The following is a 16,841-nucleotide window of genomic DNA, read 5'->3' on the forward strand; positions in this document are numbered from 1 at the left end:
CGCTCGGGCACCGGTCTGTCGATCAGAGCAGTTCGTATTCGGCGGCGGCGCGTAGGTCGTCGGGGAAGACGAAGCGGCGCAGCGCCCAGAACCGGAAGCCCATCGCCAGCACCACGCCGAGAATCTGGCCGGTCACGAAGTTGGCCACCGCCTGGGTTGGCGCGCTGACGTGCGGCACCCGGATGTCGAACAGGTACAGCGAGATCGCCTGCGGGATCAAAGTGACGCCGATGGCCAGCGCGCTCACCGCGAAGAACAGCGCGGCCTCGTGATGGCGCTGGCGGCCGCCGCGGGTGTTGAACGACCACTCCCGGTTCAGGATGTAGGACACGATGGTGGCGATCAACACGCCGAACGCCCGCGCGGTGAGCGGTTTGTCCTGCAGCACCGTGAGTTTGAGGGCGTACACGACGCCGGTATCGACGAACCAGGTGATCGCGCCGACCACCGCGAACTTCATCAGCTCCTGATGCTGGACGAGTTTGGCGCGGTAGGTTTCCGGCAGCCGATCGAGGACGGGTTGCACCAGCGACACGGCACCCACAATAACCGGGCCCGCCGCGGACGGCATGCGCTGCGGAGATTCGGGAGCGCGGGGCGGACCACCCGACAATACATGCAGACATTTGCATGTATTGATGTTATCGTCGGTGTCATGAGGACAGCAGCGACTGATCGGCCATCGGGAAAAGGCAGCGACCGACGCCCCGAGACCGCCGCCCACGACCACGGAAACCGTTGGCTGGGACCGCGAATGGAGATGACCTTCGCCCTCGTCTCGGGTTTCACCTACGTGCTGGGCATGATCGCCCGATATGTGCTGCACACGCCCGACTCGATCTCGACCGCCGCGTTCGTGGCCACCTGTTTCTTCGGCGGCTTCTTCACCCTCCGCGCCGCCTGGCGGTCGCTGCGCCGCGGCCGGTTCGAGGTCGACTTCCTCATGCTCGTCGCCGCCGCGGGCGCCGCGGCGGTCGGCAAATGGGCCGAGGGCTCGGTACTGCTGTTCCTGTTCAGCCTCGGCCACGCGCTCGAGGAATACGCCATGAGCCGCGCCCGGCGCTCCATCGAGGCGCTCGGCGAACTCGCCCCGCGCACGGCGCTCGTCCGCCGCGACGGTCGCGTCGCGGAACTACCCGTCGACGACCTGCGCCTCGGCGATACCGTTGTGGTACTGCCCAATTCGCGGCTCAGCGCCGACGGCATCGTGATCGCCGGACGCGGTGCCGTCGACGAATCCTCGGTCACCGGCGAGAGCATGCCGGTCGACAAGGTCCCCGCCGACGACCCGCGGACCGCCCTCGCCGCCGCCACCGTGCCGGAATCCCAGCGCGTCTTCGCGGGCACCCTCAACGGTTCCGGCGCACTCGAGGTCATGGTCACCCGTCGCGCGGAGGATTCCACCCTGGCGCGGGTCATCGCGCTGGTCCGCGACGCCGATGCCGGAAAATCACCCACGCAGCGGTTCATCGACCGCTTCCAGCTTCTCTACGTCCCCGCCGTCCTGCTCGGCGTGCTGGCCGTCGTTACCCTCGGCGTGATGCTGGCGAACGAGCCGTTCACCGACAGCTTCTATCGCGGGATGGTCGTCCTCGTCGCCGCCAGCCCCTGCGCCCTGGCCATCGCCACCCCCAGCGCCGTCCTCGCCGGGGTCGCCCGCGCCGCGCAGGCCGGAGTGCTCGCCAAGGGCGGCGGCCCGCTCGAATCCCTCGGCCGTGTGCGCTCCATCGCCTTCGACAAGACCGGCACCCTCACCTGGGGGCGGCCCCGCGTCACCGACATCGTTCCCGCGGTCCCCGGCCTACGCGACGAACTGATCGCCACCGGCCACTCCGTGGAGTCCTTCAGCGACCACCCGCTGGCCACCGCCATCACCCGCGACCTCGCCCCCCGGCTCCCTACCGGCGCCGAAGCCGTTGCGGAACAAGTACATTCGGTCACCGGTCGCGGCGTCACCGCACTGGTCGACGGCCAGCCCACCGAGATCGGCAACGCCGCCATGTTCGCCGAACTCGACCCCGACGGCCTCCCCGCGCCGATCGCCGCCCTCGTCGACGACCTGCACGGCCGCGGCCGCACCACAATGATCGTCCGCCGCCACAACCGCTACCTCGGCGTCATCGGTGTGATGGACACCCCGCGCGCGGAAGCCGCGCCGGTCATGACGCGCCTGCGCGCCCTGGGCGTCACGAACCTCGTCGTGATCTCCGGCGACCACCAGCGCGTCGCCACCGCCGTCGCCGACGGGCTCGGCCTCGACGGCGCGCACGGCAACCTGATGCCCGAGGACAAGGTCACGATGGTTGGGCGCCTCGACACCGGCGGCGGCGCCGCGATGGTCGGCGACGGCGTCAACGATGCCCCCGCCATGGTCAACGCCTCCGTCGGCATCGCCATGGGCGCGGGCGGGTCCGCGGTCGCGCTGGAAACCGCCGACGTCGCCCTGATGAGCGACGATCTGGGCCGCCTGCCCTTCGCCGTCGCGCTGGGCCGCCGCACCGCCGCGATCATCCGGCAGAACCTGGTCGTCGCCCTCGTCATCGTCGCCGGGCTCGTCCCCGCGACGTTGCTCGGCCTGCCCATCGGGCCCGCCGTCTTCATCCACGAGGGCTCGACCCTGCTGGTGGTCGCCAACGCCCTGCGGCTGCTGCGCTTCCGGCGCGGGGCCGAGCACGAGGGCATCGAGCACGAGCCCCGCCCGAGCTGAACCGCCGGAAGGCCGAGGCCGCTACTGCGGCCTCGACGGCGCCGACAGCCCGACCAGGTCCGCGCACACCTCGGTCAACCGGTCGCCCAGCGCATCGTCCTGGGCGACCCGCGAAGGAGCCTTGACGCGGTCCTTCTGGAAGTAGCATCCGGTCACCGCGCCGAGATCGGCGTCGGTCGCCAGTGCGGCCAGGCGGCGGCCGCCCTCCTCGGCGGGCACCATGAAGATCCGCTTCACCGCCCCCATCACCGGTTTGGTGAACCACGGCAGAGAATCCCAGATCCCGGTCGACACCGCCCCCGGATGAAAGGCGTTGGCGGCCACGCCCGTACCCGCCAGCCGACGCGACAGCTCCCGGGCGTACAGCACATTCGCCAGCTTCGACCAGCTGTAGGCCTTCTGCCCGGAATAGCCGCGCGCACAACCGAGATCGTCCAGATCGAGCGTGGCGCCGTAGTGCATCACCGAGGAGGTGAACACGATGCGCGACGGCGCGCTCCGCACCAGGCGCTCGAGCAGCAGCTCGGTGAGCAGGAATCCGCCCAGGTGATTGGTCGCGAACGTCGACTCCAGCCCGTCGGCTGTCTCGCTGCGGGAGAAGAAGAATCCGCCCGCGTTGTTGGCCAGCGCGTCGAGCCGGGGGTAGTCGTCGAGCACCGTACTCGCCAGCCGCCGCACCGAATCCTGCGATGCCACATCGCATTCCACGGTGTCCACCGCCCCCGGTCCGGCCGCGCGCACCTCGTCGGCCGCGGTCGCGAGCTTGTCCGAATTGCGTCCTACCAGCACCAGCCGATCGCCCCCTGCGGCGATCTGCCGCGCTGCCGCCAGCCCGATGCCTGATGTCGCCCCCGTGATCAGGATCGTCCTCATACCCCACCACCATGCCAGATCCACCCGTACCTGTCCTGCCGCCTCGAGACCACCCCTACCCGCCGCGAAACGCCTTGGCTCCAATCGGTAACCGGTACCGTGAACGGATGGAGCCGGTACTCGTGACGGGCGCCGCCGGGGGACTGCAGGGCTCGACCGGCCGCCACCTCGCCGCCCTACTGCTGGGCCGCGGCATCCCGGTCCGCGCCTTCGTCCACACCGACGACGACCGCGTCGCCCCGCTGCGCGCCCTCGGCGCGGAGGTCGTCGTCGGCGACCTGCGCGATATCGCCGTCACCCGCGCGGCGCTCGACGGCGTGCGCCGTGCCTACTTCACCTACCCGGTCGTCGACGGACTGGTCGACGCCGCGGGCGCGTTCGCCGTCGCCGCGCGCGACGCGGAGCTGCGGCGGGTCGTCTCCGTCTCGCAGCTTGCCGCCGGTCCGCAGGCGCTGACGCCGCGCATGCGCCAGCACTGGGTGGCCGAACAGGTCCTGGACTGGGCCGATATCGGCGCCGTACACCTGCGCGCCGCCGTCTTCCACGAGAACCTCGCCCTGATCGCGGACACCGGCGACGGCACCCGGCTGCCGCTGCCGATGGGCCCGGAGACCACGGTGCTGCCGCTGATCGCCGCCGTCGATGTCGCCCGCGTGGCCGCCGGGCTGCTCGCCGACGCCGACCGCCCCGCCGAACCGGTGCTGCTCCTCACCGGCGATGTGCTGCCCATCGGGGAGGCCGCCCGCCTGCTCGGCCGCACCTACACCGATATCGCACCGCCGCAATGGCATCGGTGGGCCCTGGACTTCTACGGTTCCGCCCACGCCGCGGAGCATCTGTCCAGGCTCTGGGAGATCTTCCGCCTGCTCGGCGAGGGCACGGGCCTGTACCAGGTCACCCCCGACATCGAGAAGTACGGCGGCCACCCGCCCACCTCGCTCGCGCAGTTCGCCGCCCGCCGCTCCCGGTAGCGACGCCGCAGGGTCGACGTCCTGCAGATCGACCTGGTCACCCTCGTGGTAGAGGACTACGACCGCGCCCATTACCCGCCGGGTAATCGGCTCGCCGCACGAATCTTCGTAGGATCGAACACGTGCAAACCCAGACCGCGGGTGACCTGCTCCGGCACTGGCGGGTCACCCGACGCCTCAGCCAGCTGGAGCTGGCGGGCCGCGCCGAGACCTCCGCCCGCCACCTCAGCTTCATCGAGACCGGCCGCGCCACCCCGAGCCGCCAGATGATCCTGCACCTGTCCGAGGAGCTGGAAATCCCGCTGCGCGAACGCAACCGGGTGCTGCTGGCCGCGGGGTTCGCACCGGTCTATGCCGAACCCGGATTGGACAGCCCCCAAATGCAACCCGTTCGCACCGCCATGCGCCAGATCCTGGTCGGCCACGAACCGTTCCCCGCCCTTGCGGTCGACATGCACTGGACCATGGTCGACGCGAACGCCAGCGCCGGGCTGTTCCTGCAGGATATTCCGGCCGAACTGCTGACCCCGCCGGTCAACGCGCTGCGCCTGAGCCTGCACCCGCGGGGCCTGGCGCCCCGCATCGCCAACCTGGCCGAGTGGCGCGGGCACCTGTTCGAACGGCTGCAACGCCAGATCGAGATCACCGGCTCCGCGCAGCTGGGCGCGCTGCTGGCCGAGGTGCGCGACTATCCCGGCGGCGAACAGGAGCCGGGACTGCCCGAACCCGAACAGGCGGTGGTCCCACTGCGCCTGCGCCACAACGGAACCGAGCTCACCTTCATCAGCGCCATGACGGTCTTCGGGACGCCCATGAACGTCACGGTCGCCGAACTGGCCATCGAGTCGTTCTTCCCCGCCGACCCCGCCACCTCTGAGTTCCTCCGCAGCGGACCGCACGGGGCGTAACCACGTCGCGGGTCGGCGTGGACAATCGAGGCCATGAGCGAAGCCGCCCTCAGCGACCTGCTCGGCATCCCGGTCTCGACCATGTCGGACCTCGGCCGCAGCCACGCGTGGACGCTGCACCGAGCCCGCCTCGCCGACGGCCGCGACGTCTTCGTGAAGGCGGCCGAGGGCGCCCCGGACTCGGATACCGGATCCGCCCTGCACGCGGAGGCCGCCGGACTGCGCTGGCTGGGGGAGGGCGATCCGGCCGGACTGGTGCCCGTGGTGCTGGCGGCGGACGAGCGGACGCTCGTACTGCCGTGGCTGCGGCCGACGACGCCCACGCCGACGGCGGCCGAGGAGTTCGGGCGCGCGCTGGCCGCCCTGCACGCGACGGGCCCCGACGAGTACGGCGCTCCCTGGCCGGGCTTCATCGCCGCACTGCCGCAGGACAATACGTCGACGGTGGGGGAGTGGGGGCCGTGGTACGCCGAGCGGCGGCTGGCGCCGCTGCTGTCGGCCGCCGCGCCGCGGCTCGGCCCCGCGGGCGTCCGCGTGTTCGAGCGGGTCATGGACGAGATCGGTTCTCTCGCAGGCCCTTCCGAACCACCCAGTCGTATCCACGGCGATCTGTGGTCGGGCAATCTGGTCTGGACCACGGCGGGGGTCAAGGTGATCGATCCCGCCGCGCACGGCGGCCACCGCGAGTCCGACCTGGCCATGCTGGCGCTGTTCGGCGCGCCCCATCTCGACCGCACGACGGCGGCCTACCACGAGGCCCATCCCTTGCATTCCGGCTGGCGGCAACGGATTCCGCTGCACCAGCTGTATCCGCTGCTCGTCCATGTAGTACTCTTCGGCGGCTCGTACCGGAGCATGGCCATCGAGGCGGCGGAATCCGCGCTGCGCGCCTGACGGGGGTGGCGGACCTTGACCGGCCAGATATTTCAATACCGTTACTTAAATATGCGCATCTAAATATATGTCACCAGCCTGTCCGGCCAAATCACCGAGAACGCTCACCATCTACCGAAAAGCCCAGATGAGGGAGGGGAGCACTCCGGGCGGGGCCGGGTGGTGGACTAGCGTCTGGGTGATGGAACTGCGGCGTATCCACCACGCGGCGATCATCGCCTCGGACTACCACAGGTCGAAGGCCTTCTATACGGAGGTGCTGGGGCTGCGGGTGGTGGCCGAGAACTATCGGGCCGAACGCCATTCGTACAAGCTGGATCTCGCCTTGCCGGACGGAGCGCAGCTGGAGCTGTTCTCGTTTCCGGACCCGCCCGCGCGGCCGTCGCGGCCGGAGGCGTGCGGTCTGCGGCACCTGGCCTTCGCCGTGCCGGATGTGCCGTCGGCGATTGCGGAGCTGCGGGGCAGCGGAGTGCGCACCGAGGAGGTGCGGGTCGACGAGTTCACCGGTCGTCGGTTCGCCTTTTTCTTCGATCCTGACGACCTGCCCCTGGAGCTGTACGAGAGCTGACGGCTCGGTCGTTCTCAGTAGGCGCGGCCGAAGAGCACTCGTTTGCCGTAGGCGGAGTCCGCGCCGCACCGGACGCAGGCGCCGGTCGCCGGTTCGCCTGCGAGGGGGATGCAGCGCGGGGTGGCGGCGGTGGCGGATTTGATGTCGTCTTCGCAGGCCGGAGTGCCGCAGTGGAGGGTCGAGGCCCAGCCGGTGGAGACCGCGGTGGTGAAATCGGCCCAGGTGTCGACCGTTCGGGTATGGGCGTCGCGGAACTCGGTGGCGCGTGCCAGGAGGAAGTCCTGGAAATCGTCGAGGATGGTCGGGATCGCCTCCGGCAGGGAGTCGAGCGGCAAGGATTGTTTACCCTCGTCCCCGAGTCGCTTCACCATCATGGCGGTGCCCGCCTCGAGGTCACGGGGGCCGAGTTCGAGCCGGATCGGCACGCCGCGCATTTCCCACTCGTTGTATTTGAATCCGGGGCTGAGCTGCGGGCGGCTGTCGACGTGGGTGCGCACTCCGGCCGCGCGCAGCCGCCGCGCCAGATCGTCGGCGGCCTCCTCGACCGCGGTGTTGCCGCCGCGTGTGATCGGCACGATCACCACCTGGTGCGGCGCGAGCCGGGGCGGGAACACCAGGCCCTTGTCGTCGCCGTGGGTCATGACGATGCCGCCGATCATCCGGGTGCTCATGCCCCAGGACGTGGTGTGGCACAACTCGTCTCGGCCCGTCTCGCCGGTGTAGCGGATGCCGAAGGCGGCGGCGAAGTTGGTGCCCATGTAGTGCGAGGTGCCCGCCTGCAGCGCGCGGCCGTCGCGCATCATGCCCTCGATGGTGAAGGTCGCGACGGCACCGGCGAAGCGTTCGCCGGGTGTCTTCTCGCCGGGCACCACCGGCATCGCGGCCAGCTCGCGCGCCACCTCGTGGTAGATATCGAGACCGAGCATGGTTTCGCGGCGCGCGTCGGCCTCGTCGGCGTGCGCGGTGTGGCCCTCCTGCCACAGGAACTCGGTGGTGCGCAGGAACATTCGCGGCCGCATCTCCCACCGGACCACATTCGACCACTGGTTGAGCAGCATCGGCAGGTCGCGGTGCGAGCTGATCCACTTGCTCATCATCTCGCCGATGACCGTCTCCGAGGTCGGCCGCACCACCAGCGACTCCTCGAGCTCCTTGCCGCCGGCGTGGGTGACCACCGCCAGCTCCGGCGAGAAACCTTCGACGTGTTCGGCCTCGCGGCTGAGGTAGCTCTCGGGGATCAGCAGCGGGAAGTAGGCGTTCTCGTGGCCGGTTTCCTTGATCCGGCGGTCGAGTTCGGATTGCAGCCGCTCCCACAGCCGGTATCCGTACGGTCGGATGACCATGGTGCCCTTGGCCGGGCCGCGGTCGACGAGGGCGGCCTTGAAGACCACCTCGTTGTACCAGGCCGCGAAGTCCTCACTCTGGGCGGTCACACCGCGCTCGTCCCGTGCCATGCCCACAGAGATTACTGGGCCGCGGGCGTATTGCCGAAAGCGCAACACCCCGCCCCAGCACCTCGTTCAACAGCTCCGCGAATTCGGCTGCGTCGGTACGCATTCCATTGTGCGCCCCGGGGAACTCGGTGAGCGGCAGTCCCCAGGCGTTCGGCGATCGCCGCGATGGGGGCGGTAGGGGAGTTGGCCGCGTGATTCGCGGCCCGCCGGGACCACATCTCGGCGGTGCGCGGCGGCAGCTGCGATGTCTCGGGCGCGGCCTTCATGGTGCCGCCGATCGCCGCGAGGAAGCGGGCGGATGCGGCCGCGAGGCCTTCGGTGCGGAACAGCGTGTGGACCTCTTCGAGCATGGCGCGGTGCTCGGCGGTATCACTCCGGCGCCGCCGCGAGGCACCGATTGCCCAGGGCGCGAACGGCTTCGACCAGCTCGGGCGGTCCGGTTACGGTGAAATCGACGTCCAGCGAAGTGATCATCCAGGTCAGTGACCACAGCGTATCCGCCCCGATGTGCAGCAGGCAGCGGGTGTCGTCGACGGCCTCGAGCACGCCCATGCCGGGCCAGATGGTCTCGGCGAGTTCGGCGGCGGGGCGGTGCAGGGTGACCGTCGCCCGCCACGACCAGGCCTCGTTCGACAACCGGTGCGACAGATAGGCGACGACATCGCCGCCGGGCAGCTCGCGCGGGGTGAACCGCGGGCCCGTCGGGATCTTCGGACGGAGCCGGTCGATCCGGAACGACCGCCAGTCGTCACGTTCGACGTCCCAGGCGACCAGATACCAGTGCCTGCTGAAATTGACGACCGCCAGCGGCTCGGTATCGCGAATCGATTGCCGCCCACCGTGGTCGGTGTAGTCGAACCGCAGGCGCTCGTGTCGGTCGCAGGCCTCGGAGATGGCGATCAGCACGTCGGGATCGACGCGCGGGGCGGTCCCGCCGACGCGCACCATCGAGCGCTGCAAAGTGGTCAGCCGGTGGCGCAGCCGGGACGGCAGTACCTGCTCGAGCTTTGCCAGCGAGCGAAGCGAGGCTTGTTCGATCCCGGCCACCGTGCCGCCCGCGACGGTGCGCAGGCCCACGGCGACCGCGAGCGCCTCCTCGTCGTCGAGCAGCAGCGGGGGCAGCACGGAGCCGGCGCCGAGCCGGTACCCGGCGATACCGCGCACGGCGTGCACCGGATATCCCAGCTCGCGCAGCCGGTCGATATCGCGCCGCACGGTGCGGACGGTGACGCCGAGCCGCTCGGCGAGGTCGGCGCCCGGCCATTCGCGGTGTTCCTGCAGCAGTGACAGGATGCGCAGCAGGCGTGCGGAGGTTTCCACCATGAATTCAGGATGCCATCTGCTTAGGACCGAAACTGACCTAACCGGTTCGTAGTTTCGAGACATGACGAATTTCGAGCCCTTCCGGATCGACATCCCGCAGCGTGAGATCGATGACCTCGGCGCCCGGCTGGCCGCCGCCCGCTGGCCCGCCGAACTGCCGGGCGTCGGCTGGGACTACGGCATTCCGACCGGGTACGTGCGCGAGCTGGCCGACTACTGGCGCACCGAATACGACTGGCGACGACACGAGGCGGAACTGAACGCGCTACCGCAGTACCTGGCAGAAATCGAGGGCCAGCGTTTGCATTTCACCCATGTGCGGTCGGCGGAGTCCGGCGCGCTGCCGCTGGTGCTGGTGCACGGCTGGCCGTTCGAGGATTTCCGCGAGGTGATCGGCCCGCTGACCGATCCGGTCGCGCACGGCGGCGACGCGGCCGACGCCTTCGACCTCGTGATACCGACCCTGCCCGGGTTCGGGTTCTCCGGGCCGACTCGGGCGCCGGGGGAGGCTGCGACCGAGCGGTCGGCCGAGCTGATCGCGACACTGATGGCACGGCTGGGCTACGTGCGTTACGGGGCGCAGGGCGGTGACGCGGGTTCGTTCATCGCGCCGCAGCTGGGCCGTATCGACGGCGACCACGTCGTGGGCGTGCACCTCAACGACCCGATCACCATCCCGTCCTGGGACGACGACGGATCCGGATACAGCGCGAGCGATCGGGAGAAGCTGGCGCTGCTGCAGGACTGGAGCAGCCAGGACACCTCCGGATACGCGAGCGTCCACTCCACCCGGCCGCAGACCCTGGCCCCGGCGGTGAACGACTCCCCGGCAGGCCTGCTGGCGTGGGTGCTCGACGTCGTGCACACCTACATGAACCCGGACAAGGAACTGCCCGACGAGGCGATAGACCGCGACATGCTGCTCACCGACCTGAGCGTGCTGTGGTTCACCGGCACGATCGGTTCATCGATGCTGCTGTACAAGGAATCCGAGCAGTGGGGCGCCGACCTGCCGAACTCCGGCCTGCCCACCGGGGTGGCGGTGTTCCCGGGCGGCGGGACCATCCGCGGTCTCGCGGAGAAGCAGAACACCGTGGTGCACTGGTCGGAGTTCGACCGGGGCGGGCACTTCGCCGCGATGGAGGCGCCGGATCTGCTCGTCGGCGACCTCCGCGAATTCTTCCGCAAGCTGCGGTAGTCGCTCCGATGGTCGAATGGACGTGACACTCGCGCGGGCGGTCGATGTCGCATCCACTCGATGGCGTCGGCCTGGAACGCCTCGGCCGCACGGGAATTCGCGCTCTACGATGGGTGGATCGCGGTCGACGGGACGTGCCGACGACCAGTTCGTGCCGAACCCATCGAGCCGACCTTGTTCCTGGGCGGGCACACCGGATTCATGGAAGATCCGGCGAAGTTCGCCGATCGGCTGCGCGAGGTCATCGGCTGAGAGCCGTCTCGCCTTCTGCCCCGCGGGCAGGCGACGAGGTCGGGAAAGGCGGGCCAATCCATATAGGGCGGTTCGAGGCAGGCTTTCCGGCCGTTGCGCGCTGTCGGCCGTGGATACGCGTGTGCCCCGGGCGCGGCGGCACCCGGGGCACACGATCGGTTCAGCGGGCGAAAACCGTTGCGTGGTCGGCCATGTCGAGCAGTGGCTGCGGGAGGATGCCGAGTACGACGGTGGCGGCCGCGGTGACGGTGACGACCGCGGTCGTGATCGGCGGGGTGACGATCTGCGGGGCGTCCGCGGGCGGTTCGATGAAGAACATCTGCACGATGATGCGGACGTAGAAGAACGCCGCGATCGCGCTGGCGAGGACGCCGACGATCACCAGGGGAGTGGCTCCGCCGGACGCGGCCGCCTCGAACACCGCGAACTTGGCGACGAACCCGCTGGTGAGCGGAATTCCGGCCATCGATAGCAGGAACAGCGCGAAAATCGTTGCCAGCCACGGTGACCGGCGACCCAGACCTGCCCACGCCGACAGCGCGGTGGCCTCGTTCCCCACGCCGTCGCGGACCAGTGTGACCGCCGCGAAGGCGCCGATCGTGCCGATGCCGTAGACGGTCAGATAGAACAGCACCGACGACACGCCCGCGGGGTTCGCGGCGACGAGCGCGGTGAGGATGAAACCGGCATGCGCCACCGAGGAATAGGCCAGCACGCGCTTCACATCGGTCTGCGTGAGCGCCATGATCGCGCCGATCACCATGGTGGCGATGGAGACCGCCGCCAGGATCGGCCGCCAGTCGTCGCGCAACCCGGGCAGCGCCACCTGCAGGACGCGCAGCAGCGCACCGACCGCGGCGATCTTGGTACCGGCCGCCATGAAGGCCGTCACCGGGGTCGGCGCGCCCTGGTAGACATCGGGAACCCAGGACTGGAACGGCACGGCGCCGATCTTGAACAACAGCCCCACCGCGAGCATCGCCAGGCCCAGCACCGCAAGGGTTTTCGAGCCGGTGTCGCGCGCCACCACATCGGCGATGCCGCCGAAGGCGACCGTACCCGCATACCCGTACAGCAGCGCCATGCCGTAGAGGAAGAACGCCGAGGAGAACGCGCCGAGCAGGAAGTACTTCAGCGCCGCCTCCTGCGACAGCAGCCGCCGTCGGCGCGCCAGCCCGCACAGCAGATACAGCGGCAGCGACAGCACCTCCAGCGCGATGAACATGGTCAGCAGGTCGTTGGAGGCGGGGAACAGCATCAGGCCGCCGACCACGAACAGGGCCAGCGGGAAGACCTCGGTGGTGGTGATGCCCGCTCGCGCGGCGGCGATTTCGTCGGGGCTGCCGGGCATCGCCGCGGCCTGCGGGGTGAACGCGTCCACGGGGACGGTGGCACCCGCGGTCTGCGCGGCGGCGCGGCTCCACGTGCCCGGGCCCTCCCGGCGGCCCCGCTGCAGCAGCGGTTCGATACCGCGCTCGGCCATCAGCAGCAGCCCGAGGATCGAGATCACCAGGATGGCGCCCTGGAGGAACAGCGACACGTTGTCGACGGCCACCGCGTCGACCACGGCGGTGGTGCTGGTGCCCGCCAGGCCGATCACCGCACCGAGCGCCACGCCGAGTCCCGCGAAGCCGAGCACGAGCTGCAGCCAGTACCGCCAGGCCCGCGGCGCGAAGGCCTCGGCGATCACCCCGGCGACGGCGGCGCCGAACACGATGAGCATCGGGGAGAGCGCGCCGTACTCGACGGAGGGTGCCGGAATCGTTACTGCGAGAACGTCGTTCACAGGTCTGTACCTCCGCTGAGGGGATCCCGGGCAAAAGCATGCCGGGAATGCAGGGGTGCTCCGCGCCGAGATGGCACCGCTGGCTGGCTCATTTGTGTGCACCTCCGGTTGGGGTGGCGGCGGCCTCCTGGTGGGGCACTGTCGGTGCGGGGTCGTGTTTGCCGATGGTGGTGAGGGTGGTGGCGACTGCCGGGTTGATGCGGTCCAGGACCGGTTTGGGGTAGGCGCCGAGGAACAGCAGTGCTGCCAGGAGCGGTGCCACCACGACCAGTTCGCGGGGCAGGAGGTCGTAGAGGCGTTCGTTGCCCTTCTTCACCGGGCCGGTCATCATCCGCTGGTACAGCCACAGAACGTATACCGCCGCCAGCACCAAGGCGCTGGTGGCGCAGATCGCGGCGACCGGGTAGCGGGTGAATGTGCCCGCCAGCACCAGGAATTCGCTGATGAACGGCGCCAGACCGGGCAGCGAGAGGGTGGCCAGGCCCGCGATGAGGAAGGTGCCCGCCAGGATCGGCGCCACCTTCTGCACCCCGCCGAAATCGGCGATCGCCCGAGTTCCGCGGCGCGACACCAGGAATCCGGCGATCAGGAACAGCGCCGCGGTGGAGATGCCGTGATTGACCATGTACAGCGTCGCTCCCGCACCGCCCTGATTCGTCATGGCGAAGATGCCCAGGATGATGAATCCGAAGTGCGAGATCGAGGTGTAGGCGATCAGCCGCATCACGTCGGTCTGCCCGATTGCCAACAGCGCCCCGTAGATGATCCCGATCACCGCCAGCGTGCTGATCAGCGGCGCGTAGGTGGACGAGGCCGAGGGGAACAGCAGCAGGCAGTAGCGCAGCATGCCGAACGTGCCGACCTTGTCGACCACCGCCATCATGAGCACCGCGCTGGCGGGGGTGGCGGAGACGGCGGCGCCGGGCAGCCAGGTGTGCAGCGGCCACAGCGGCGCCTTCACCGCGAAGGCGAACATGAAGCCGAGGAACAGGGCGTTGAGAACCGCTGGGCCAGCACCCAGTTCGCCGGAGTTGGCGGCCGCCATGACGGCGCGGAAGTCGAAGGTGCCGCCGCCGTCGGCGCCCAGCTTCTCCCGGGCGGTGAGCACATACAGCCCGATCACGGCGGCCAGCATGATCAGCCCGCCGAACAGGTTGTACAGCAGGAACTTCACCGCCGCGCGGGAACGCTGCTGCCGCAGCGTGAGATCCTCGCCGCGCGGCCCGAACCCGCCGATCAGGAAGTACATCGGGATCAGCATGACCTCGAAGAACACATAGAACAGCAGGATGTCCAGCGAGGTGAACGAGATCAGCACCATCGATTCGACGATCAGCGTCAACGCCACATAGATGTGCGCGACACGCGCACCGGTGCCGACCTCCCGCTCGTCCTTCCACCCCGCGAGCAGCAGCAGCGGTATCAGGCCCGCGGTCAACAGCACCAGCACCAGGGCGATGCCGTCGACACCGAGGGTATACCCGGCACCGAAAGCCGGTATCCACGTATGCGATTCGACGAACTGGAACTGCGCGCCACCGGGTTCGAACCGCACCGCGACGACGATCCCGACCACCAGGGTCGCTACCGCGACCACCAGCCCGGTCGAGCGGGCCGCCGTGCGCCACGCGCTGGGCAGCACCAGCACCAGGATCGCTCCGACGAGGGGAACGACCCACAGCGTCGTCAGCCAGGGGAACTCACTCACAGCAACCTCACCGCCAGCAGGGCGGCGACCACGAGGGCCGCGCCGGTGAACATGGACAGGGCGTAGGAGCGGACGAATCCGGTTTGTACGCGCCGGATTCGGGCCGACAGGCCGCCGATGACGGCGGCGGTGGTGTTGACCAGGCCGTCGATGCCACGGTTGTCGACGAAGACGAGCGACCGGGTCAGGTACCGGCCGGGGCGCATGAACGCCGCCTCGTTGACGGCGTCGCCGTACAGGTCGCGGCGGGCCGCGCGGGTGAGCGGCGACCCGGCCGGGGCGGTCTCGGGCACGGTCCGCGCGTATTCGTCGTAGGCGACCCAGATTCCGGCCGCCACGACGACCAGCGCGAAGAGCGTGATCGCCCAGGCCGGGATCGGCGAGTGACCGTGGTGGACACCCACCACCGGCGCCAGCCAGTCCTGCAGCGAGGAGCCGAGGACCATCAGCCCACCGGCGGCGACGGATCCGATGGCCAGCACGATCATCGGGCCGGTCATCGAGGCGGGAGATTCGTGCGGATGCGCGTCCTCGTGCCAGCGGCGTTCGCCGAAGAAGGTCATCAGCATCACGCGCGTCATGTAGAACGCGGTGATCCCGGCGCCCGTCAGCGCGACCAGGCCGGTGAGAATGCCGCCGACGCCCCCGAAGGCGAAGGCGGACTCGATGATTCGATCCTTGGAGAAGAATCCGGAGAACGGCGGCACCCCGATGATCGCGAGGTAACCCAGGCCGAAGGTGACGTAGGTGATCGGCATGACCGTCCGCAGACCGCCGTAACGGCGCATATCGGTCTCGTCGTTCATGCCGTGCATCACCGATCCGGCGCCGAGGAACAGCCCGGCCTTGAAGAAGCCGTGGGTCAGCAGGTGCATGATCGCGGCCGCGTAGCCGACCGGCCCGAGCCCCGCCGCCAGCACCATGTACCCGATCTGGCTCATGGTGGACGCGGCGAGGGCCTTCTTGATGTCGTCCTTCGCGCAGCCGATGATCGCGCCGAACAGCAGCGTCACCGCGCCGACCGCCATGACTCCGGCGCGGGCGCCGGGCGCGAGATCGAAGATCGGCCCGGAGCGGGCGATCAGGTAGACACCGGCGGTCACCATGGTCGCGGCGTGGATGAGCGCCGACACGGGCGTCGGGCCCTCCATCGCGTCCCCGAGCCAGGACTGCAGCGGCACCTGCGCGGACTTACCGCACGCGCCGAGCAGCAACAGCAGCCCGATCGCGGTGAGCGTGCCCTCGCCCGCCTGCGGGGCACCGGCGAACACCTGCCCGAAGTCGACCGACCCGAAGGTGGCGAACATGATGAACAGCGCGATCGCCAGGCCCATGTCGCCGACCCGGTTCACCACGAACGCCTTCTTGGCCGCCGTTGCGGCGGAGGGCTTTTCGTGCCAGAACCCGATCAGCAGGTAGGATGCCAGGCCGACGCCCTCCCAGCCCAGATACAGCACCAGGTAGTTGTCCGCCATGACCAGCACCAGCATCGCGGCCAGGAACAGGTTGAGGTAGGCGAAGAACCGGCGCCGCGCGGGATCGTGGGACATGTAGCCGACCGAGTAGATGTGAATCAGCGAGCCGACGCCGGTGATCAGCAGCACGAAACACATCGACAGCTGGTCGAGTTGCAGCGCGAGGTCCGCCTGCAGCCCGGCCACCGGCACCCAGCTGAAGAGGCTGCGCTCGATCGACCGGTCGGCGAGGGAGCGCCCGAGCATGTCGAAGAACGCCCAACCGGCCACGCCGAACGAGGCGAGGGCCGTCAGACAGCCCAGCCAGTGCCCCCAGCGATCGCTGATACGGCCGACGAGCAACAGGATTACGGCTCCGGTCAGCGGCAGCGCGGGCAGCAGCCAGAGCGTCAGTGTGGTATCCACGTCAGTACTTCAGCAGGTTGGCGTCGTCGACCGAGGTCGAGCGACGGGCGCGGAAGATGGTCATGATGATGGCCAGGCCGACGACGACCTCGGCGGCGGCGACCACCATCGTGAAGAACGCGTACACCTGGCCGTCGAGGTTCGCGCGCTCGCGCGCGAAGGTGACGAAGGCCAGGTTCACCGCGTTGAGCATCAGCTCGATGCACATGAACACCACGATCGCGTTGCGCCGCACCAGCACACCGGCCGCGCCGATGGTGAACAGCAGCGCGGACAGATACAGGTAGTTGTCCGGATTCACCGCAGAGCCTTGCCTTTC

Annotated in this window: 15 protein-coding genes; 7 read left to right on the forward strand and 8 right to left on the reverse strand. The window is 69.4% G+C overall.

Features of this window, described 5'->3' with window-relative positions; genetic code table 11:
- Nucleotides 1–22: 22 nt before the first annotated feature.
- Nucleotides 23–535: a GtrA family protein gene (locus tag ACYVLQ_RS09270; RefSeq protein WP_460696975.1), complete on the reverse strand. Its 513-nt coding sequence runs from the start codon at nt 533–535 to the stop codon at nt 23–25.
- A 120-nt stretch (nt 536–655) separates the two neighbouring features.
- On the opposite strand from ACYVLQ_RS09270, the gene ACYVLQ_RS09275 reads away from it, so the two are divergent.
- Complete coding sequence (locus tag ACYVLQ_RS09275; RefSeq protein WP_460696976.1) at nt 656–2,707, forward strand: heavy metal translocating P-type ATPase; 2,052 nt, start codon at nt 656–658, stop codon at nt 2,705–2,707.
- A 21-nt stretch (nt 2,708–2,728) separates the two neighbouring features.
- Here the strand turns inward: ACYVLQ_RS09275 and ACYVLQ_RS09280 are convergent, their stop codons facing one another.
- Nucleotides 2,729–3,580, reverse strand: a complete 852-nt coding sequence (locus ACYVLQ_RS09280) for an SDR family NAD(P)-dependent oxidoreductase (protein WP_460696977.1) — start codon at nt 3,578–3,580, stop codon at nt 2,729–2,731.
- A gap of 107 nt (nt 3,581–3,687) precedes the next feature.
- Here ACYVLQ_RS09280 and ACYVLQ_RS09285 point away from each other — a divergent pair, with 107 nt between their 5' ends.
- The 4 genes from ACYVLQ_RS09285 to gloA2 all read left to right on the forward strand — a co-directional run bounded on the left by ACYVLQ_RS09285 (nt 3,688) and on the right by gloA2 (nt 6,921).
- Nucleotides 3,688–4,551, forward strand: a complete 864-nt coding sequence (locus tag ACYVLQ_RS09285) for an NmrA family NAD(P)-binding protein (RefSeq protein WP_460696978.1) — start codon at nt 3,688–3,690, stop codon at nt 4,549–4,551.
- 122 nt (nt 4,552–4,673) lie between these two features.
- Complete coding sequence (locus tag ACYVLQ_RS09290) at nt 4,674–5,459, forward strand: helix-turn-helix domain-containing protein (RefSeq protein ID WP_460696979.1); 786 nt, start codon at nt 4,674–4,676, stop codon at nt 5,457–5,459.
- A 33-nt stretch (nt 5,460–5,492) separates the two neighbouring features.
- The gene (locus tag ACYVLQ_RS09295) at nt 5,493–6,353 is read left to right on the forward strand and encodes a fructosamine kinase family protein (RefSeq protein WP_460696980.1); all 861 of its coding nucleotides are present in this window, start codon (nt 5,493–5,495) and stop codon (nt 6,351–6,353) included.
- Between the two features lie 181 nt (nt 6,354–6,534).
- Nucleotides 6,535–6,921 carry an SMU1112c/YaeR family gloxylase I-like metalloprotein gene (gloA2, locus tag ACYVLQ_RS09300; protein ID WP_460696981.1) on the forward strand — a complete coding sequence of 129 codons (387 nt, stop codon included), beginning with the start codon at nt 6,535–6,537 and terminating at the stop codon, nt 6,919–6,921.
- Nucleotides 6,922–6,935: 14 nt separating this feature from the next.
- On the opposite strand, the gene proS is transcribed toward gloA2, so the two are convergent.
- Both proS and ACYVLQ_RS09310 read right to left on the reverse strand, forming a co-directional pair.
- On the reverse strand, nt 6,936–8,375 hold the full coding sequence (gene proS / locus ACYVLQ_RS09305) for a proline--tRNA ligase (RefSeq protein ID WP_460696982.1): 1,440 nt from the start codon (nt 8,373–8,375) through the stop codon (nt 6,936–6,938).
- Nucleotides 8,376–8,744: 369 nt separating this feature from the next.
- Nucleotides 8,745–9,698, reverse strand: coding sequence for a helix-turn-helix transcriptional regulator (locus tag ACYVLQ_RS09310; RefSeq protein ID WP_460696983.1), 954 nt, complete (start codon nt 9,696–9,698; stop codon nt 8,745–8,747).
- Between the two features lie 61 nt (nt 9,699–9,759).
- Here ACYVLQ_RS09310 and ACYVLQ_RS09315 point away from each other — a divergent pair, with 61 nt between their 5' ends.
- Together ACYVLQ_RS09315 and ACYVLQ_RS09320 are read left to right on the forward strand one after the other, a co-directional pair.
- Nucleotides 9,760–10,896, forward strand: a complete 1,137-nt coding sequence (locus ACYVLQ_RS09315) for an epoxide hydrolase family protein (RefSeq protein WP_460696984.1) — start codon at nt 9,760–9,762, stop codon at nt 10,894–10,896.
- A gap of 60 nt (nt 10,897–10,956) precedes the next feature.
- Nucleotides 10,957–11,148 (forward strand): hypothetical protein, encoded by a 192-nt coding sequence (locus ACYVLQ_RS09320; RefSeq protein ID WP_460696985.1) that lies wholly within the window; start codon nt 10,957–10,959, stop codon nt 11,146–11,148.
- Nucleotides 11,149–11,308: 160 nt separating this feature from the next.
- Here ACYVLQ_RS09320 and nuoN read toward each other — a convergent pair whose 3' ends face one another.
- From nuoN to nuoK, 4 genes are all read right to left on the reverse strand, one after another.
- Nucleotides 11,309–12,934, reverse strand: a complete 1,626-nt coding sequence (gene nuoN / locus ACYVLQ_RS09325) for an NADH-quinone oxidoreductase subunit NuoN (protein ID WP_460696986.1) — start codon at nt 12,932–12,934, stop codon at nt 11,309–11,311.
- Between the two features lie 88 nt (nt 12,935–13,022).
- On the reverse strand, nt 13,023–14,642 hold the full coding sequence (locus ACYVLQ_RS09330) for an NADH-quinone oxidoreductase subunit M (RefSeq protein ID WP_460696987.1): 1,620 nt from the start codon (nt 14,640–14,642) through the stop codon (nt 13,023–13,025).
- Complete coding sequence (nuoL, locus tag ACYVLQ_RS09335; RefSeq protein WP_460696988.1) at nt 14,639–16,522, reverse strand: NADH-quinone oxidoreductase subunit L; 1,884 nt, start codon at nt 16,520–16,522, stop codon at nt 14,639–14,641. Before nuoL ends, ACYVLQ_RS09330 begins: the two co-directional genes overlap by 4 nt.
- Nucleotide 16,523: 1 nt before the next feature.
- Nucleotides 16,524–16,823, reverse strand: coding sequence for an NADH-quinone oxidoreductase subunit NuoK (gene nuoK, locus ACYVLQ_RS09340; protein WP_040748232.1), 300 nt, complete (start codon nt 16,821–16,823; stop codon nt 16,524–16,526).
- Between the last annotated feature and the right edge of the window lie 18 nt (nt 16,824–16,841).

The sequence above is a fragment of the Nocardia thraciensis genome (assembly GCF_054782435.1).